General features: G+C 66.1%; 19 protein-coding genes. 9 read left to right on the top strand and 10 right to left on the bottom strand.

The genetic code is table 11. The features are described 5' to 3' along the window. Positions 1-12 precede the first annotated feature (12 nt). On the bottom strand, positions 13-573 hold the full coding sequence (locus tag ACQY8M_RS33030; RefSeq protein ID WP_428665344.1) for a dihydrofolate reductase: 561 nt from the start codon (positions 571-573) through the stop codon (positions 13-15). 3 nt (positions 574-576) lie between these two features. Continuing rightward, positions 577-978: a DUF1761 domain-containing protein gene (locus ACQY8M_RS33035; protein ID WP_428665346.1), complete on the bottom strand. Its 402-nt coding sequence runs from the start codon at positions 976-978 to the stop codon at positions 577-579. Positions 979-1,033: 55 nt separating this feature from the next. On the opposite strand from ACQY8M_RS33035, the gene ACQY8M_RS33040 reads away from it, so the two are divergent. After that, the gene (locus ACQY8M_RS33040; protein WP_428665348.1) at positions 1,034-2,419 is read left to right on the top strand and encodes an amidase; all 1,386 of its coding nucleotides are present in this window, start codon (positions 1,034-1,036) and stop codon (positions 2,417-2,419) included. A 39-nt stretch (positions 2,420-2,458) separates the two neighbouring features. Here ACQY8M_RS33040 and ACQY8M_RS33045 read toward each other — a convergent pair whose 3' ends face one another. Next, on the bottom strand, positions 2,459-3,442 hold the full coding sequence (locus ACQY8M_RS33045; protein ID WP_428665351.1) for a Bug family tripartite tricarboxylate transporter substrate binding protein: 984 nt from the start codon (positions 3,440-3,442) through the stop codon (positions 2,459-2,461). A gap of 177 nt (positions 3,443-3,619) precedes the next feature. Here ACQY8M_RS33045 and ACQY8M_RS33050 point away from each other — a divergent pair, with 177 nt between their 5' ends. From ACQY8M_RS33050 to ACQY8M_RS33060, 3 genes are all read left to right on the top strand, one after another. Continuing rightward, complete coding sequence (locus ACQY8M_RS33050) at positions 3,620-5,716, top strand: 3-hydroxyacyl-CoA dehydrogenase NAD-binding domain-containing protein (RefSeq protein ID WP_428665354.1); 2,097 nt, start codon at positions 3,620-3,622, stop codon at positions 5,714-5,716. A 112-nt stretch (positions 5,717-5,828) separates the two neighbouring features. Continuing rightward, on the top strand, positions 5,829-7,019 hold the full coding sequence (locus ACQY8M_RS33055) for an acetyl-CoA C-acyltransferase (RefSeq protein ID WP_428665357.1): 1,191 nt from the start codon (positions 5,829-5,831) through the stop codon (positions 7,017-7,019). Between the two features lie 2 nt (positions 7,020-7,021). After that, entirely contained in the window at positions 7,022-7,507 is a 486-nt protein-coding gene (locus ACQY8M_RS33060; protein ID WP_428665359.1) for an IS1096 element passenger TnpR family protein, read from the top strand. 114 nt (positions 7,508-7,621) lie between these two features. Here the strand turns inward: ACQY8M_RS33060 and ACQY8M_RS33065 are convergent, their stop codons facing one another. Next, complete coding sequence (locus ACQY8M_RS33065; protein ID WP_428665362.1) at positions 7,622-8,065, bottom strand: MarR family winged helix-turn-helix transcriptional regulator; 444 nt, start codon at positions 8,063-8,065, stop codon at positions 7,622-7,624. 50 nt (positions 8,066-8,115) lie between these two features. On the opposite strand from ACQY8M_RS33065, the gene ACQY8M_RS33070 reads away from it, so the two are divergent. After that, on the top strand, positions 8,116-8,838 hold the full coding sequence (locus ACQY8M_RS33070; protein ID WP_428665365.1) for a DUF1428 domain-containing protein: 723 nt from the start codon (positions 8,116-8,118) through the stop codon (positions 8,836-8,838). A gap of 240 nt (positions 8,839-9,078) precedes the next feature. Here the strand turns inward: ACQY8M_RS33070 and ACQY8M_RS33075 are convergent, their stop codons facing one another. From ACQY8M_RS33075 to ACQY8M_RS33085, 3 genes are all read right to left on the bottom strand, one after another. Further along, complete coding sequence (locus tag ACQY8M_RS33075; protein WP_428665368.1) at positions 9,079-9,912, bottom strand: alpha/beta hydrolase; 834 nt, start codon at positions 9,910-9,912, stop codon at positions 9,079-9,081. A gap of 2 nt (positions 9,913-9,914) precedes the next feature. After that, positions 9,915-10,706 carry a tryptophan 2,3-dioxygenase gene (gene kynA, locus ACQY8M_RS33080; RefSeq protein ID WP_428675562.1) on the bottom strand — a complete coding sequence of 264 codons (792 nt, stop codon included), beginning with the start codon at positions 10,704-10,706 and terminating at the stop codon, positions 9,915-9,917. 100 nt (positions 10,707-10,806) lie between these two features. After that, positions 10,807-11,973, bottom strand: a complete 1,167-nt coding sequence (locus ACQY8M_RS33085) for an alpha-hydroxy acid oxidase (RefSeq protein WP_428665370.1) — start codon at positions 11,971-11,973, stop codon at positions 10,807-10,809. A 69-nt stretch (positions 11,974-12,042) separates the two neighbouring features. On the opposite strand from ACQY8M_RS33085, the gene ACQY8M_RS33090 reads away from it, so the two are divergent. Continuing rightward, a complete protein-coding gene (locus tag ACQY8M_RS33090) occupies positions 12,043-12,477 on the top strand; it encodes an N-acetyltransferase family protein (protein WP_428665373.1) in 435 nt (144 codons plus the stop codon). A 34-nt stretch (positions 12,478-12,511) separates the two neighbouring features. On the opposite strand, the gene ACQY8M_RS33095 is transcribed toward ACQY8M_RS33090, so the two are convergent. From ACQY8M_RS33095 to ACQY8M_RS33105, 3 genes are read right to left on the bottom strand one after another with little or no spacing between them, the layout of a single operon-like run. Then, on the bottom strand, positions 12,512-13,819 hold the full coding sequence (locus ACQY8M_RS33095; RefSeq protein WP_428665376.1) for a TRAP transporter large permease: 1,308 nt from the start codon (positions 13,817-13,819) through the stop codon (positions 12,512-12,514). Further along, positions 13,816-14,367, bottom strand: coding sequence for a TRAP transporter small permease (locus ACQY8M_RS33100; RefSeq protein ID WP_428665378.1), 552 nt, complete (start codon positions 14,365-14,367; stop codon positions 13,816-13,818). The genes ACQY8M_RS33095 and ACQY8M_RS33100 overlap by 4 nt, the downstream gene beginning before the upstream one ends. A 52-nt stretch (positions 14,368-14,419) precedes the next feature. Further along, the gene (locus ACQY8M_RS33105; protein WP_428665380.1) at positions 14,420-15,427 is read right to left on the bottom strand and encodes a TRAP transporter substrate-binding protein; all 1,008 of its coding nucleotides are present in this window, start codon (positions 15,425-15,427) and stop codon (positions 14,420-14,422) included. Between the two features lie 99 nt (positions 15,428-15,526). Between ACQY8M_RS33105 and ACQY8M_RS33110 the strand changes: the two genes are divergently transcribed. The 3 genes from ACQY8M_RS33110 (at position 15,527) to ACQY8M_RS33120 (ending at position 18,413) form a co-directional block, all read left to right on the top strand. Next, positions 15,527-16,513: an isopenicillin N synthase family dioxygenase gene (locus ACQY8M_RS33110; protein WP_428665382.1), complete on the top strand. Its 987-nt coding sequence runs from the start codon at positions 15,527-15,529 to the stop codon at positions 16,511-16,513. Between the two features lie 54 nt (positions 16,514-16,567). After that, on the top strand, positions 16,568-17,365 hold the full coding sequence (locus ACQY8M_RS33115) for a phytanoyl-CoA dioxygenase family protein (protein ID WP_428665385.1): 798 nt from the start codon (positions 16,568-16,570) through the stop codon (positions 17,363-17,365). A gap of 127 nt (positions 17,366-17,492) precedes the next feature. Next, a complete protein-coding gene (locus tag ACQY8M_RS33120; protein WP_428665388.1) occupies positions 17,493-18,413 on the top strand; it encodes a glutathione S-transferase family protein in 921 nt (306 codons plus the stop codon). Positions 18,414-18,545: the final 132 nt, after the last annotated feature.

The following is an 18,545-nucleotide window of genomic DNA, read 5'->3' on the forward strand; positions in this document are numbered from 1 at the left end:
AGGGGCTCATTGTCAGCCTTTCGGCCCCCACTCCTCGACCCGGCAATTGACCGAAGCATCGAGCATGCGCGTGCCCTTGTGGACGAGGCCGTGCTTGCGCATCACCTCGTCGGCCGTGGTCGTCGTGCCGACGCCGGGAAACACCGGCCTACCCTTGGGCACGCTCGCCTCGGTCCTGGTGAGATAGAAGGCGTCGTAGCCGATCGACAGGAACAGACCGAACGTGTCGGTGCCGCCGACCACCGCAAGCGTGCCGCCGTCGATGCCGAGACGCGCCCATACCTCGTCGAACGGCGTCGAGCCGGGATTCCACAGGATCGCGTTCGGATTGTCGGGATCGGGCGTGAGGATATCGACGCGGCGCGTCAGGATGATCCGCTTGCGATGCTTCTCGCCGATGCCGCCTTCCGCCGAATGTCGGCCGTTGGCGACCGCCGACGCCGCCGCGACGGAGCCCTGGTAGAATTCGTGGTCGGCCGGGATCTTGATCTCTTCGGGGAACTTGCCGTCGGCGGTGGCGATCATCCCTTCGGTCGAGATGACGGCGTAGCCTTCGATGCGAGGTCGCTTCATGCGTCAAACACCCATCGCGCCGATGACGGCGCCCTCGATAACGAGCACGCCCAACCAATGGATGCTGTCGATCACGGACAGCATGTACTTCCGGCCGGGATAGGCGTTGTTGACGAACACGGTGGTGGCGACGAAGCCCACCCAGATGAACAGCGCGGAGATGATGCCGTTCTTCAGCGTGACCTGCCCCGGTCCGAGATGGCCGACCGTGCCGGCCAGCACCCACGCCATGATGACGAGCGCCACGAAGGAAATGACGAACGGCGTCGGCGATTTGTTCGGCTCGGTCCTGCCTACTGCCGCCAACCACTGCTTCGACAAGGTCATGTAGTAGGCCGCACCCCAGGCGAATGCCGCCACGGCCGCGATCAGGATGGCCAGAACGTTCATGCCGGCAAATGCCATCGAAGCAGTCTCCCTGTTGGCCGAAGCTTGGCTGTCTCATGTTAGGCTACCATCCATGACCCCATACGCCGACTATAAACCCCTCACCTTCCACGACGCCGCACGGCGCTTTGCCGACGGCAACGACTCGCCGCGTGCCTATCTCGAGCGCTGCCTGGAGACGATCGCGGCACGCGAGCCGGTGGTGAAGGCCTTCACCGCGATGAACGAAGCGGGCGCCCGCGCCACGGCTGACGCCAGCACTGCGCGCTGGAAGGCCGGCACGCCCCTGTCGCCGATCGACGGCATGCCGGTCGCCATCAAGGACCTGCTCGAGACCAGGGACATGCCTACCGAGATGGGCTGCGTCGCGATGAAGGGCAACTTTCCCAAGCGCGACAACGCCGCCGTCTGGGCGCTGCGCCAGGCCGGCGCGGTGATCCTCGCCAAGACGGTCACGGCGGAGCTGGGCGGCTCGCATCCCGGCGCGACCACCAATCCGTTCGATCCGGCACGCACGCCCGGCGGCTCGTCCTCGGGCTCGGCAGCGGCGGTGGGCGCCAACATGGTGCCGGCGGCGATCGGCACGCAGGTCGGCGGCTCGATCATCCGGCCGGCCGCCTATTGCGGCAACTTCGCGCTGAAGCCGACGCAGGGTGGCATCAATCGCGGCGAGCGGCTGGCGACCAGCATGAGCACCCATGGACCGCACGCCAACTGCCTCGAGGACATGTGGCAGGTGGCGATCGAGATCGCCAAACGCTGCGGCGGCGATCGCGGTTCGCTCGGGCTGATGGGCCCGGACACGATGCCGGCGGCAGTCAGGCCCAATCGTCTGATCGTTCTGCAGACCGAAGGCTGGCCGGAAGTGGACGCCGCAACCAAGGCAGGTTTCGCCAAGGTGCTGGAACAGCTCGCGGCAGCCGGCGTCACGCTGATCCGTCGCGGTGATCATCCGTTCGTCGAATCGCTGGAGAAGGCGATCGCGAACGCCCGCGCGGTCTGCAACGGCATCACGAGCTGGGAGAATCGCTGGTACCAGCGCGGCATGCTCGACGCCTCGCCGAACGGCCTCAGCGAGCGTGCCAAGGCTGCCCTGTTCAAGGCCGAAGCGATGACACCCGATCAGTACCGCACGAACCTGCTCGCGAGACAGGCAGCGCAGCTCGCACATGCCACGGTCGCCTCGTTCGCCGATGCTGCGATCACGCTCAGCTGCCCCGGCCCCGCGCCGATCTGGTCGGGCGACGTGCCGGGCCAGCCTCTGGCGCCGCGTCCGACCGGCGACTTCGTGTTCAACGCCCCGAGCTCGATGCTGTTCGCGCCGGTCGTGACCATGCCGCTGATGAGCGTCGGCGGCATGCCGGTCGGCGTCCAGGTGATGGGCCAGCAGCAGGAAGACGCGCGCATGGCCGGCATCGCGCGCTGGATGATGGACGGTGTAAAGCGGGTCGCTGCGTAGCCCCGTCGTCCCTCGACTTCGCTCGGGGCGACGGTGGGGCTATTCCGGCTTGATTCCCAGCGCCACGATCAGCGGGATCAGGGTCTTCTTCAGGTACTCATAGTCCGCCATCACCTCTTCGTGGTTCAGCGGCTTCTCGGTGAGGCCGAAACTCTCCATCATCTTCTTGCCGGGTTCGGAATCCGCCGCCGCGACCCAGAGGTCGGACATGCGCTTGACGATCTCCTTCGGCGTCGCCGCCGGGGCTGCGAGCGCCAGCCAGCCGCGCACCGTAAAGGCGGGGTCGTCGAAGCCCTGCTCGTTCGAGGTCGGCACGTCGGGCAGCTTGACGTAGCGCACCCGGGACGGCGCCACGATCGGCCGCACCTCCTGCTTGACCAGCAGCGCGTTCATCGCCTGCGGGCTGCCCATCGCGGCCTGCAGCGAGCCGGCGCCCATGTCCTGCCACATCGGGGCCTCGCCCTTGTAGGTCACGACCTCGATCGAGAGGCCGAACTTCTCGTTGAGGCTTTGCGCGAAGACGTGCGACGAGGAGCCGAGCGCCCACGAGCCCCAATTGATCTTCTGGCCCTTGGCGTAGGCGATGAACGACTTGAGGTCCTTGACCTCGGCCGGCAGCGACTTGTGGACCACCACCGGCAGGACGCCCGACGAGGTGCCCGACACGATGGTGAGGTCCTTGTCCGGATCGAAGCCGAGCTGCTTGAACATCACCCGGTTCTGGATGAGCGTGCTCGAGACCGAGTGCAAGAAGGTGTAGCCGTCGGCCGGCGCACGCGCGACCAGCGAGGCGCCGATATTGCCCGAGGCGCCCGGCTTGTTGTCGATGATGACCTGCTGACCGGTCGCCTGCTGGACGCTCTGGCCGAAGGCGCGGGCGATGCCATCGGTCAGGCCGCCGGCGGGGAAATTCACGACGATGGTGATCGGCTTGTTCGGCCACGTGCCCTGGGCGCGCACGATCGACGGCGCGGCAAGGGCGAGGCCTGCTCCCAGCACGGTCCGGCGCGTCGTCCTGATCATTCTCATGTCCTTCCGATTTCTTTTTTGGCGGCGCTGCATAGCCGCTGCAGCCTCGACAGGCTAGATTGTGCATATACACGCGTCTCCGCTTGGCGAAACTATCATCCGCTGTCCGGGCGCCTCGGAGATTGCTAAGACCAGCGGCGCAAACGCCGTCACCATCAAGGGAAGAACGCCATGTCCGACGCAGTGCTTCGCTCCACCCAGGGGCGGATCGGCATCCTCACCGTCAATAATCCGCCGGTGAACGCCCTTGCGGCGGCCGTACGCGACGGCATCAAGGAAGGTGTCGAGGCGTTCGGCGCGGATTCCAGCATCGATGCCATCGTCCTGATCGGCGGCGGCCGCACCTTCATCGCCGGCGCCGACATCCGCGAGTTCGGCAAGCCGCCCGCGGGCGCGAACCTGAACGACGTCATCGCCACGATGGAGAATTGCCCGAAGATCATCGTCGCGGCCCTGCACGGCACGCCGCTCGGCGGCGGCCTGGAGACAGCGCTGGGCGCGCACTACCGCGTCGCCCTGCCCTCGACTCGCGTCGGCCTGCCGGAAGTGCATCTCGGCCTGCTGCCCGGCGCCGGCGGCACGCAGCGTCTGCCGCGCCTTGCCGGAGCGAAGTACGCGCTCGATGCCATCCTGTCCGGCCGCCACATCCCCGCGCCCGAGGCCAAGAGCAAGGGCATCATCGATGCACTGGTCGAAGGCGACGACTTGCTGGCCGGCGCCGTCGCGCATGCCCAGATGCTGGTGGCGCAGAAAGCGCCGCGCCGGAAGGTGCGCGACATGACGGCGACCCTTGAGTCACCCGGCCTGTTCGCCGAGACCGAGAAGTCGATCGCCCGCCGCGCGCGCGGCTTCAAGGCACCGTGGAACATCATCAAGTGCGTGCAGGCCGCGGTCGAGCTGCCGTTCGACGAGGGCATGAAGCGCGAGCGCGAGCTGTTCGTCGAGCTGCTGACCTCCTCTGAGTCGGCGGCGCAGCGCTACTACTTCTTCGCCGAGCGCGAAGCCGCCAAGGTCAAGGACGTTCCGGCCGACACGCCGCAGCGGCCGATCAAAACCGCCGGCATCATCGGTGCCGGCACGATGGGCGGCGGCATCGCGATGAACTTCGCCAACGCCGGCATCCCGGTGACTTTGCTCGAAGTGAAGCAGGAAGCGCTCGATCGCGGCCTCAAGACCATCCGCACCAACTACGAGAACACCGCCAAGCGCGGCGGCATGAAGGCCGAGGATGTCGACAAGCGGATGGCGCTGATCACGCCGACTCTATCTTATGACGGCCTCAAGGACGCCGACGTGATTATCGAGGCGGTGTTCGAGACGATGGAGGTGAAGGAAGCCGTCTTCAAGCAGCTCGACGCCGTCGCCAAGCCGGGCGCGATCCTGGCCACCAACACCTCCGGCCTCGACGTCAACCAGATCGCCACGTACACGCAACGTCCCGGCGACGTGATCGGCATGCATTTCTTCTCGCCGGCCAATGTCATGAAGCTGCTGGAGAACGTGCGCGGCAAGGCGACCGAGAAGGATGTGATCGCCACGGTCATGTCGCTGAGCAAGAAGATCGGCAAGATCCCGGTCCTGGTCGGTGTCTGCGAAGGCTTCGTGGGCAACCGCATGCTGCGCCAGCGCGGCATCCAGTCGGCCTACATGATGGAAGAAGGCGCGCTCCCGCAGCAGATCGACAAGGTGGTCTTCGACTACGGCTTCCCGATGGGCCCGTTCGCCATGAGCGACCTCGCGGGCAACGACGTGGGCTGGCGCATCCGCCAGGGCAAGAAGGAGAAGGAAAAGCGCAACGTGCGTTACACCGGCTATGTCGCCGACGCGATCTGCGAGCTCGGCCGCTTCGGCCAGAAGACCGGCGCAGGCTACTACAAGTACAACCTGCCCGACCGCACCCCGATCCCCGATCCCGAGGTCGAGAAGATCATCGAGGAGACCTCGAAGAAGCTCGGCATCACCCGTCGCGCCATCTCCGACCAGGAGATCCTCGAGCGCGCGCTTTATCCGATGGTCAACGAAGGCGCCAAGATCCTCGAAGAGGGCATGGCGCAGCGCTCGCTCGACATCGATGTGATCTGGGTCAACGGCTATGGCTGGCCGGTCTATCGCGGCGGCCCGATGTGGTGGGCGGACAATGTGGTCGGGCTCAAGACCATCCACGACGCCCTGCTGCGCTACCGCGACGCCTCGGGCGATCCGTTCTGGGAACCTGCCCCGCTGCTCAAGAAGCTGGTGCAGGAAGGCAAGAAGTTCTCTAGCGTCTGAGGTTACACCCGGTGTCATCCCGAGCGGAGCGAGGGATCTATGAGGCCATGAGCATAGATCCCTCGCTGCGCTCGGGATGACACGGATATCGTTGCAACAGGAGGAAAGTCCAATGGCTGACGCCGTCATCGTTTCAACCGCCCGCACGCCGATCGGCAAGGCGTTTCGTGGAATCTTCAACGACACGCATGCCGCCGACATGGGCGCGCACGTGATCAAACACGCCGCCGAACGCGCCAAGATCGAGCTGGGCGAGATCGAGGACGTGATCCTGGGCTGCGCCGCGCCCGAAGGCACCACCGGCTCCAACGTCGCCCGCGTGTCGGCGATGCGCGCCGGCGCCCCGGTCTCCGTCTCCGGCGTGACCGTGAACCGCTTCTGCTCGTCGGGCCTGCAGACCATCTCGATGGCCGCCCAGCGTGTGCTGGTCGACAAGGTGCCGGTGATGGTGGCCGGCGGCCTCGAGTCCGTCTCGCTGGTCCAGGGCCCGCCGGGCGGCAACAAGAACCGCCTCGTGAACCCGTGGGTGCAGGAGCACGTGCCGGGCATCTATCACGCCATGATCACCACGGCCGACACCGTCGCGGCGCGCTACGGCATCAGCCGCGAGGCGCAGGACGAATATTCGCTGCAGAGCCAGATGCGCACCGCGGCGGGCCAGCAGGCCGGCAAGTTCGACGACGAGATCGTGCCGATGGAAACCACGATGCTGGTCACCGACAAGAACACCAACGAGGTGTCGAAGAAGACCGTCAAGCTCGCCAAGGACGAGGGCAATCGTCCCGACACCAACCTCGCCGGCCTGTCCAAGCTGCAGCCGGTCGCCGGTCCCGACAAGTGGATCACCGCGGGCAATGCGAGCCAGCTGAGCGATGGCGCGTCGGCCTGCGTCGTGATGAGCGATGCCGAAGCCGCCAAGCGTGGCCTCAAGCCGCTCGGCATCTACAAGGGCCTCGTCGTCGCCGGCTGCGAGCCGGACGAAATGGGCATCGGCCCGGTCTACGCGATCCCCAAGCTGCTCAAGCGGTTCGGGCTCAAGATGGACGACATCGACCTGTGGGAGCTGAACGAGGCCTTCGCGGTGCAGGTGCTCTACTGCCGCGACAAGCTCGGCATCCCCAACGACAAGCTCAACGTCAACGGCGGCTCGATCTCGATCGGCCATCCGTTCGGCATGACCGGCGCGCGCTGCACCGGCCACGCGCTGATCGAGGGCCGCCGCCGTAAGGCCAAGAACGTCGTCGTCACGATGTGCATCGGCGGCGGCATGGGCGCGGCCGGCCTGTTCGAGGTCGTGCAGTAAAGATGGCGATCCGACGTGCTTCGATGGCCGGCGCGCCCGAAAGGCGCGCGCCGGCCGACGGTACGACGCATCTCCTGCGGGCATCATTGAAGCCCAAGCTCTATCGTGACGTTGAAATCGACAGCATGGCCTCGCTCGCGGCCTTGGCCGAGGCAATCACCGGCGCCTTCGAGTTCGATTTCGACCACGCTTACGGATTCTACAGCACGCTGACGGGCCGCTATCACGACTCGCCGGAGAAATTTGAGCTGTTTGCCGACATCGAGGGCGGCGACAGCGACGCCGACAGCGTCCAGGAAACCGCCGTCTCGAAGGCGTTCTCGAAGGCCGGCAAGAAGATGCTGTTCCTGTTCGACTACGGCGACGAGTGGCGCTTTACGGTCGAGCTGATCAAGCTCGGCGAGAAGATGCCCGGCACGCGCTATCCCCGGCTGGTCGGCACATCGGGCGACGCGCCGGAGCAATATCCCGACATGGACGAGGACTAGCGTTCCGATCAGGGAGCTGCACGCCGTGCGCCAGCCTAGCCTTCGTGTCATCCCTCGCCGCGCGCGGGATGACACGAGGTGAACTTCGGAAGCACAACGCCAGAACCGCTTCCGCTACGACAATGCCCGCAGGCCCGCACGTAGGCTCCCGGCGTCGGACCGTACGAGCCGGTCGATCTCCGCGTGCGTGCTGTGCCAGATCGGCAGCGCCACGCCCAAGCGCCGGCGGCCGGCAGCGTTCAACACCAGCAACCTCCCTCGCCGGTCGTCCGGATCGATGGCCGTCTTTAGCAGCCCCTGCCGTTCGAGCGGCTTGAGATTGGCGGTGAGTGTGGTGCGGTCCATCCCCAGCAAGCGTGCGATCGAGCCGACCGACGGCGGCTTGGGCTGGTTGAGCGACATCAAGAGCGAGAACTGACCACTGGTCAGGCCGACCGGGCGCAGCGCCTCGTCGAAGCGCCGCGCCAGCGCCCGCGCCGCACGCTGCGTGGCGAAGCACAGGCAGTGGTCGTGGACGTGCCGCGTCGTGGCGAAGGACACCGATTTGTCTTTTGACATCGCGACCCATTATGTTGATATCAACTTATTCGGCCAAGTGGAGGAATGCCATGGCTTATATCGACGGTTTTGTTCTCGCCGTGCCCGCCGCCAACAAGGAGGCCTATCGCAAGCACGCCGTGGATGCGTTTCCGCTCTTCAAGGAGTTCGGCACGACGCGCATGGTCGAGACTTGGGGCGCCGACGTTCCCGACGGCAAGGTCACCGATTTCAAGGGATCGGTTCAAGCCACGCCGGATGAAGTCGTGGTCTTCTCCTGGATGGAGTATGCCTCAAAGGCAGCGCGCGACGCGGCGGGCCAGAAGATGATGAGCGACCCGCGCATGAAGGACATGGGCGCCGCCATGCCGTTCGACGGCAAGCGCATGATCTATGCCGGCTTCGAGGTGATGGTCGACCAAGGTCCGCGGGGCACGCCAGGCTATGTCGACGGCACGCTGATGCCGGTGCCGGCCGCCAACAAGGAGGCGTTCCGGGCCTGGGCGGCGACGATGGCCGCGCTGTTTACCGAGCACGGCGCCACCCGCGTGCTCGACGGCTGGGGCGACGATGTGCCGGACGGCAAGGTCACCGACTTCAAGCGCGCGGTGAAGGCCAAGGACGACGAGACCGTGATTTTCGGCTGGGTCGAATGGCCGTCGAAGGAGGTGCGCGACGTGGCTTGGGGCAAGATAATGGCCGACCCTCGCATGCAGCCGGACAAGGCCCATCCGCCGCTGTTCGACGGCCAGCGAATGGTCTACGGCGGCTTTACCCCGATCGTCGACCTCTAGACGCGGCGCCTCCTCCGGCTGCCCGATGTGAAGGCCTCCAGCGTCGCCAATCCTGCCGCATCGCGCGCCGCTGGCGACCCCTCCACGTCCAGCCGGCAAGGGCAGCTGGAACGCGCACTGCGGGTTCTCGGCGCGGCCAACATCCTCATCCGGTGGCGGCCATCCTGTTCAACGACTCCCGCGAGAAGGCGCCCTACGGCTGGCCGTGCGATGCCGAGATCGAACGGCAGCGCAATGGCTTCACGAAGAAAAAGGCGCCGTCGACTGGACTAGAGTGAGCGCCCGCCGACCGAGTTCCGTGCCGGAATCGGCGAGATCCAGGATGACGTCGAAGTGGTTACGGCCTGCACACTCGAACGCCGTGCAGTTTGCCCCTCCTTCACGCAGCGCTTGGGTGAAGGCGCCGCTTTGCCGCTTGAACTGATCGGTCTCGTTCTCACCCCAGCAGACCAAGCTGGGCGGGAATCCCTCGAGCGACTGGCGCAGCGGGCTGTTGCGCGCGGCCGATGCGGGATCGAGGCCGAGCGCGTCGTTGATCGAGGTGCCGGTCAGCGGCTCGAGGTCGTAGATGCCGGAGACCAGCACCGCACCTCTAACCCGTTGGTCCGCAGCGAGCGCCACCATCGCTGCGAGGTGAGCGCCCGCCGAGCTGCCGGCGACCACGAGCCGATCGAAGCGGCCGAGGCTCGCGACGGCGGCGCGGCATTCTTCGACGATGCCTGAGAGCGTAGCGGCGGGCGCCAGCGTGTAGTCGACGGCGGCATAGGCTATACCGTGAGCGAGGCACCCGGGTGCCGCAAAGGCCGACTCCTGCTTCGAGAGTTCCTGCCAATAGCCGCCGTGGAAGAAAACCAGCACCGGCGGCCGCGCCACACCGTCGGGAAGGAACAGGTCGAGCGTCTGCCTCTCCGCTGAGCCGTAACGGATGGTCACCGGAGGGTGCGCCCGGCGGGCGGCCGCGCTCAGCTCCGCATAGGCGCGAATGTAGGGCTGGTAATTGCCGCCGATGCACGAGCTCGGCGAATACTCGCGCTCGCGCTCCTCGGCTGAGAGGTGTCGCCAGTCGAGGTCCACGGCTACAAGTCCGTGCGCAGCCGCCAGAGCTCGGGAAACAGCACCACATCGAGCATCTTGCGCAGGTAGCCCACGCCGCCGGTGCCGCCGGTCCCGCGCTTGAGGCCGATCAGCCGCTCGACTGTTGTGGCATGGCGGAAGCGCCAGACGCGGAACGAGTCCTCGAGGTCCATCAGCTCCTCGCCCAATTGGTACAGGTCCCAGTGTACCTCGGGCTCGCGATAGACCTGCAGCCAGGCCTGCTCGACCTCGTCGCTGTCGACATAGGGCTGCTTCCAGTCGCGCTCGACATGGCTGGCCGGCACCGGCAGCCCACGCCGCGCCAGGACGCGCAGGGCCTCGTCGTAAAGCGACGGCGCCTCGAACGCCGCGCGCACCTGTGCCAGCAGGTCGGGGCGATGCTCGTGCGGGCGGAGCATGATCGGGTTCTTGTTGCCCAGCGAATACTCGATGCAGCGATACTGGTAGCTCTGGAAGCCGCTCGATGCGCCGAGAAAGGGGCGGATGGCGGTGTATTCCGGCGGCGTCATGGTCGACAGCACGTCCCAGGCATGGACCAGCTGCTCGAGGATGCGCGACACCCGCGCCAGCATCTTGAACGCGCGGTTCAGCTCGTCGGCCGCGATGCACCGCCTGGCGGCGGTCAGCTCGTGCAGCATGAGCTTCATCCACAGCTCGCTGGTCTGGTGCTGCACAATGAACAACATCTCGTCGTGGGCCGGCGAGAGCGGCTTCTGCGCGGTGAGAAGCGCATCGAGCTGCAGGTAGTCGCTGTAGCTCATCGTGCGGCTCATATCGAGCCGCGCCGCTTCCTCCCGCACGATCTTTTCAGGAGACGGCTTTTCAGGAGACTGCCGATCCGGGTCGCTGGGCGGCTCTCCCGACATGGCCCGATCAGCGCCGATTGCGGCGCAGATCCTCCTCGTCTTTCCACATCAGGAACTGCGGACCGAGGTCGGCGATCGTGGGAGCACCCATCTGGGCCATGCTGAGATCGACCTCGCGCCGGAAGATGCCGAGCGCCGTCTTCGCACCCTCCACGCCGCCTGCCGTCACGCCGTACAACGTCGGCCGGCCCTGGAAGACAAACTTGGCGCCCATGCACAAGGCGATAACCGCATCGAGGCCGCGGCGGATGCCGCCGTCGAACATCACCGTCATCTTGTCGCCGACCGCGTCGCGGATCGCCGGCAGGACATGCAGCGGCGACGGCGCGTTGTCGAGCTGACGGGCGCCGTGGTTGCTCACCATGATGCCGTCGACACCGAGAGAATGGGCGCGGATGGCATCGTCGGGATGCATGATGCCCTTGAGCACGAAGTTGCCCTTGAACAGGCTGCGATAGCGCTCGACGTGCTTCCAGGTCATCGGCGCGCGATTCTGCTGGGCGACGAAATCCGCCACCGAGTTTGCGTCCTTAGCGGGCGCGTACTTCGCCCAGTTGTCGAAGAACGGCGTGCCGTGGCGCATCCACTCCAGCATCCAGGCCGGATGCTCCAGCGCCTCGAGCTTGGTCGCCAGGCTGAGCTTGAGCGGCCGGCCCCAGCCGTTGCGCGTGTTGCGCTCGCGGTTCGAGCCTTCCGGCACGTCGACAGTGAAAACCAGGGTCTTGAGCCCGGCATCGCCGGCGCGCTTGATCATATCCTCGGAGATCGACTGGTCCTTGGCCGAGTAGAGCTGGTACCAGCCGTGGTCGGGCGCCAGCTTGCCGAGATCCTCGATCGAGCCTGTGCTCGAGCCCGACATGATGAAGGGCACGTTGGCGTCGCGCGCTGCCTCGGCCAGCATCAGGTCGGCGCCGCGGCGGAACAGGCCGGCGAGGCCGGTCGGCGCGATGCCGATCGGGCTCGAATAGGTCCGCCCGAACAGCGTCGTCGACTGGTCGCGCACGGTCACGTCGACCAGGTAGCGCGGCACGATGCGAGCCTGGCGGAATGCCTGCTCGTTGGTGGCCAGCCCGACCTCGTCGTCGGTGCCGCCCTCGATGAAGTCGTAGGCGATCTTGGGCAGCCGCTTCTTGGCCAGCTTGCGCAGATCATCGATGTTCACGACGCCTTGCATTTTTCTCTCCCGTTGGCCGAATTTTGCCGCTCTTTTCTCCGGTGGGCCAGCGGTGTTAGACGAACCGCCATGCAAATCAGGCACGCACGGCCCGGCGACGAAGCGCACCTCGCCCTCCTCCTGGAAGACCATGAACAGCACTATGGGGCCGAGGTGCGCCCCGGCGCCGGGGCCGAGGGAGCCGAGTTCCTGACCAGGGGCGGCACGCTCTGCCTGGTGGCGGACGACGGCGGGAAGCTGGTCGGATTCGCCATCCTGAACCCCTACTTTCCGGGTCCCCGGCTGACGCACGGCCTGTTCCTGAAGGAGCTCTACGTCGCCGCCACCGCCCGCTCGGCCGGTGTCGGCGAGCTGCTCATCGAGGGCATCCGGACGCTGGCGAAGGAGCGCGGCGACACGCGGGTGATCTGGACCACTGGCGAGGAGAACAAGGGCTCGCAACGCTTCTACGACCGGCTCGGCATGCGGCGCGAGAAGAAGGTCTATTTCGTGATGGATCCCTGACCCGCGCCGAGGTCAGACTCCCTGAGTGTCAGGGTTATCGGCCGACCATCTGCCGCGGCAGCACGAGCACGATATCCGGCCAGATCGTGATCAGGACGATCCCGAGGCAGAGCAGCCCGAAGAACGGCATCGAGGCTTTGGTCACGGTCCAGATGTCGCGTCCTGTCAGGTTCTGCAGCACATAGAGGTTGAAGCCGACCGGCGGGGTGATCTGCGCCATCTCGACCACCAGGACGATGTAGATGCCGAACCACAACGGATCGATGTGCTGGGCGGCCACCATCGGCAGCACCACCGGCGCCGTCAGCACGATCATCGACACGCCGTCGAGGAAGCAACCCAGCACGATGTAGAGCAGGGTCAGGATGAGGATCAGCCCGGCCGGGCTGAGCCCCAGCCCGTTGACCCAGTTGGCCATCGCTGCCGGCAGCCCGGTGAACGCCATCGCCGTGGTGACGAAGGCAGCACCGACAAGGATGAGGCCGATCAGGCAGCTCGTCCGCACCGCGCCGAGCAGGCTCTCGCGAAAGGTCTCGAGCGACAGGGTGCGAGTCGCGCCGGCCAGGATCAACGCGCCCACAACGCCCATCACCGCCGCCTCGGTGGGCGTCGCGACGCCGCCGTAGATCGAGCCCAGGACAACCAGGATCAGCAGGATCACAGGGATGAGCCGGCGCGCATTCCAGAGCTTCTGTCCGAAGCTCATCCTGAGATCGTCGGCGGGGACTTTCGTCGGGTTGAGGAGTGCCCAGACCATCACATAGGCCATGAACAGGCCGATCATCATGAAGCCGGGCAGGAAGCCCGCGATGAACAGGCGGCCGATCGAGACCTGCGCGGTGATGCCGTAGACGATCATCATGATCGACGGCGGAATCAGAAGGCCCAGCGTCCCCGACCCCGCCAGCGTCCCGATCGCCATGCCCTCGTGATAGCCGCGCTTGCGCAGCTCGGGCATGCTCATGCGGCCGATCGTGGCGCAGGTCACCGAGGACGACCCCGACACTGCCGCCATCACGCCGCAGCCCAGGATGTTCACGTGCAGCAGCCGGCCGGGCAGCCAGCCGAGCCACGGCGCCAGGCCGCGAAACATGTCTTCCGACAATCGAGAGCGGAACAGGATCTCGCCCATCCAGATGAACAGCGGCAGCGCGGTGAGCGCCCAGCTCCAGCTCGAATCCCACACCGTGCTGGCGAGCAGCGAGCCGGCCGGCGCAGGCGTGAAGAAGAACAGCGCGACGAAGCCCACGACCAGCAGCGTGATGCCGATCCACAGTCCGCTGGCCAGCAGAAAGAACAGCGTGCCGAGAACGGCGACCGCCAGAAGCAGTTCTCCGCTCATGCTCTGCCCGTCGTCCCGGCGTCGGCGATGGCCAGCTCCTCGCCGATCGCCTGCGCCTCGGCATCGAGGAATTCGGGGATCTTGCCGGCAAACAGGACCTGATAGAGCTCGTCGAACAGCGCCACCGCGAGGATGGTCGCGCCCAGCGCCATGCCAATCTGGGGTATCCAGAACGGCACGGCCATCAAGCCCGGGCTGGTGTCCTTGAAGACCAGCGACTCATAGGTCATCAACCACGCGTTGAACGAGAAGTACGCCAGCGACAGGCCGCCCAGGGCGCAGCACCAGATCTCGATCAGGCGCCGGCCGGCAGGCCCGAAGCGGCTGATCAGCAGGTTGACGCGGATATGGGCACCGGCGCGCAGCGTGTAGGCGAGCCCGAGAAAGGTCGAGGCCGCCATGCAGAAGCCGGAAATCTCCGTCGCATCGAACGCGATGTTCAGGCGGCGGCCGACGATCTGGCACAGGATCGAAACGCCGATCATCATCAGAAAGAAGGCGCTCAGCGCGCCGCTTGCGGCATAGAGCCTGTCGAGAAACTGCCGCATGTCGTCTCCGTGCCGGGGTTCGGGGCGGCAGGCCGTGCCGCCCGCCTGGCCGTCAGTTGGTCTTGGCGCCCGCCATGTATTTGTCGAGCACGGCAATCGCCTCGGGGCTGGCCGTCGTCTTCCACTCGCCCGCCATCTGCGTGCCGACCTTCTTCATCGCCTCGACGACGCTGGCCGGCGCTTCGCTCACGGTCATGCCGTTCTTGGTCAGTATGGCAGTCTGCGCCGCGTGCGCCGCCTTGCTCAGCTCCCAGGCCCGTTTCGTGTAGGCGTCGGACGCGTCGGTCACCACCTTCTGGACCTCAGCGGGTAGTGAGGCAAAGGCACGCTTGTTGAAAATGAGAGCGTTCTTGGAAAGGATCGCGCCGACGTTGGTGAAATACTTCGTGTTGTCCCAGGCCTGGATGTCGGCACCTGTCTGGGCGCTGGTGAACAGCGCCTCAATCAGGCCGGTCGAAAAGGCCTGCGGGATCTCGGCGAACGGCAGGATCGTGGCATTGAAGCCGAGCAGCGACGCCATGCGCTGTGTCGCCGTTGAGTAGATGCGGATCTTCTTTCCCTTGAAGTCGTCGACGCTCTTGACCGCGCCCTTGGTGTAGAAGCCCTGGCTTGGCCAGACCTGGTAACCGGTGATGACCATGCCGGCCTTGTCTAGAATCGTCTTGAAATAAGGGTTCTGCGCCTCCATCAGCTTCCAGGCTTCGTCGTAGGTCGAGGCAACGAACGGCACGCCGTCGAGGATATACATCGGATCCTCGTTGCCGTAGACGCCGAGCCGGATCTCGCCCGCCTGCACCTGGCCGCGCTGCACCGCCGCCTTGATGCTGTCGAGCTTGATCAGGCTGTCGTTGGTATGCAGCGTGATCTTGAGCTTGCCGCCGCTGCCCTTCTCGACGTCCTCGACCCATTTGCGCAGGTTTTGGGTGAGGAAGTTGTTCTCGGGATAGCCGCTCGCCATGATCCACTGGGTCTGCGCCGCGGCTGCAGCAGACAGTGCAGCTGTTGCGCCGAGCGCGAGGAGCGATGCCGTCAGGGCGCGGCGTGTCAGGGCGAGAATCATTGCTTGTCTCCTTCGCGGTATCGGCAGCAACATCCATGCCACCGCACAACGCCCTCGACCCGCGGCACGGCAGTTGCTACGCCCCGATCCGGAGCAGTCATGTCCGACCCGGCTTTTCCCATCATCGATCTCGCGCCCTGGTACGCTGGCAGCGCTTCCGGCAAGGCGGCCGTTGCCGACGCGGTTCGCGCTGCCTGCGAAACCATCGGCTTTTTCGCCGTGACCGGCCATCGCGTGTCGCCGGCGGCAATCGAGGCAATGCGCGCCACCTCGCGCGCGTTCTTCGACCTGCCGGCGGCCGACAAGTTGAAGGTGGCGCGACCGCGCCCCGAGCAGAACCGTGCGTATCATGCCGAAGGCACCGAGACGTTGGCGCGGCTCGCCGGCAACGACTCGCCGCCCGACTATAAGGAGGTCTTCGCGATCGGTCCGCCCGACGTTCCGCCGAACGATCCCTGGTATCACACGCTGCCGAACGCCTATCCCAACTACGCGCCAAACCTGTGGCCGGCCGAGCCGGCCGGGTTCGAGGCGGCGTGGCGTACCTACTGGGCCGCGATGGAGGACCTGCAACAGACGATCGGCGACATCTTCGCGATGGCGCTCGGTCTGCCCGAGGCCTGGTTCGACCGCGCACTCGCCCGCCACTGCAGCATGCTGCGCGCCCTGAATTACCCGGCGCAGGCGACGCCCCCAGTTCCAGGCCAGCTGCGCGCGGGCGCACACACCGACCTCGGCATGCTGACGATCCTCAAGAACGAAGCAGCCGATGGCGGGCTCGAGGTGCGCGATCTCGCAGGACGCTGGCACGAGGCGCCGCCGTGCGAGGAAGGCTTCATCGTCAATATCGGCGACCTGCTGATGCGCTGGACCAACGATCGCTTCCGCTCGACGCTCCATCGCGTCGCCAATCCGCGCTCGGGCGGCGGCGCGCGGCGGCTGTCGATCGCCTACTTCGTCGCTCCGGCCTACGACGCTCTGATCGAATGCCTGCCGACCTGCCGCACCGCCGATGCGCCGCAGAAGTATCCGCCGGTCACGGTCGCCGCCTATCGCAACGCGCGGTTTGCCCGAACGGCGGCGTAGCCCGGCACGAGCGCCGATGTTAGCGTTGCCGCAACGAACATCGGGAGCAACGCCATGGAGCTGACGGCAGAGCAATTGGAGCGGTTCGACCGCGACGGTTTTCTCGTATTCCCGGACCTCTTCGCACGCAACGAGGTGGCGGTATTGCGCCGAGAGGTCGCGCGGCTGAGCCAGGTCGAGAGCGAGGAGGTCGTGCGCGAGCACACCGGCGGCGTGCGCACCATCTTCCGCGTGCACGAGACCGACGGCCCGACCCGCTCGCAGCCGTTCCGCGCCATGGTCCGCACGCCGCGTCTGCTGCGCCCGGTTCAGCAGGTGCTGAAGGACGACGGCGTCTACGTCTATCACACCAAGATCAACACCAAGCCCGCGATCGAGGGCACCGTGTGGCAGTGGCACCAGGACTACGGCTCATGGATGCGCGACGGCTGCCGGCGGCCCGACATGGCGACCTTCAACGTCATGATGACCGACACGACCGAGATGGGTGGCGCTCTTTATCTCATCCCGGGCAGCCACAAGCTCGGCCGCATCGAGCCGGTTTACGACGAGTCGACCTCGTACAAGTTCTGGGCAATGCCCAGGCAGCGCATGATCGAGATCCTGAAGAGCTCGCCCGAGCCGGTCGCCGTCACCGGCCGTGCCGGCACCTGCGTGCTGTTCCATTGCAACGTGCTGCACGCCTCGGGCCACAATCTCTCGGCCGACGACCGCTGGCACATCTACGTGTCGTGCAACACCGTCGCCAACAAGCCGCAGCTCGGCGACAACCCGCGCCCCGACTGGGTGGTGTCGCGAAACTGGAATCCGCTGCCGATCGAGGACGACGAGGGCGTGCTGAAGGCGGCATAGCCCAACCTGAGAGCACCCGAAACGAGAGTCGTGTCATCCCGAACGAAGTGAGGAACCTATGCCGGCGGTTGGCCATAGATCCCTCACTTCGTTCGGGATGACACCACCTCATTGAAATAGCGGTACGATGAATCTCATCCTCCACCACTACGACTTCTCGAACTTCGCCGAGAAGGCGCGGCTGATGCTGGGCTTCAAGGGGCTGGCGTGGCGGAGCGTCGAGCAGCCGCCGATCCTGCCCAAGCCCAAGCTCACCCCGCTGACCGGCGGCTATCGCCGCATCCCGATCCTGCAGGAGGGCGCCGATCTGTGGTGCGACACGCGGTTGATCGCGCACGAGCTCGAGCGGCGTGTCCCCTCGCCCTCCTTCTTCCCCGACGGTACGCGCGGCCATGGCGAGGCGATCGCCTGGTGGGCCGAGCAGCAGTTCATGCGGCCCTCGGCCCTGTTCGTGTCGGGCATCAATGCCGACCATATGCCCGAAGGCCTGCATGAGGACCGCGCGAAGCTGCACGGCCTGCCCGCTCCCTCGATCGAGGCGGTGCGCGCGGCGGCGATCCGGAACCGGCATCTGGTGCGGCCCCAGATCAAGTGGCTGGCGGAGATGCTCGACGACGGCCGGTCCTACCTGCTGGGCGATAAACCCTGCATCGCTGACTTTGCCTGCTACCACGTCGTCTGGTTCTACCGCGGCCGCCACATCGACTGCCGCGCCGAGTTCGATCCCTATCCAAAGCTCCTCGCCTGGCGTGACCGCATGGCCACGATCGGCCACGGCACGCGCACCGAGATCAGCCAGGACGAGGCGCTCGCCGTCGCCCGTCACGCAGCGCCTGCCCCGGCGCGCCCCTCCGATCCACAGGAAGGAGATCCCAGGCCGGGCGAGCGCGCCCGCGTGCGTCCGTCGGACAATGCGCGCGACTGGACCGAGGGCGAGGTTAGCTTCATCGACCCCGACGAGATCGCCCTGCTACGCCACGATCCCGACCTCGGCGAGGTCGCCGTCCATTTCCCGCGCCTCGGCTACGACTGGCGGCGCCAGCGCTAGCGCTGAACGACTTTCCGCATTTAGCGCTATACGCTTTGGGCTTCCTTTGCCGACTCAGGAGTGAAGGAGGGTCATCGCCCAGAGAGTCTTGATAGAGAATCATAATAAAGTGATTCCTCCATATGACTCTTC

This window comes from Reyranella sp. (genome assembly GCF_965279465.1).
Classification (GTDB): Bacteria; Pseudomonadota; Alphaproteobacteria; order Reyranellales; family Reyranellaceae; genus Reyranella.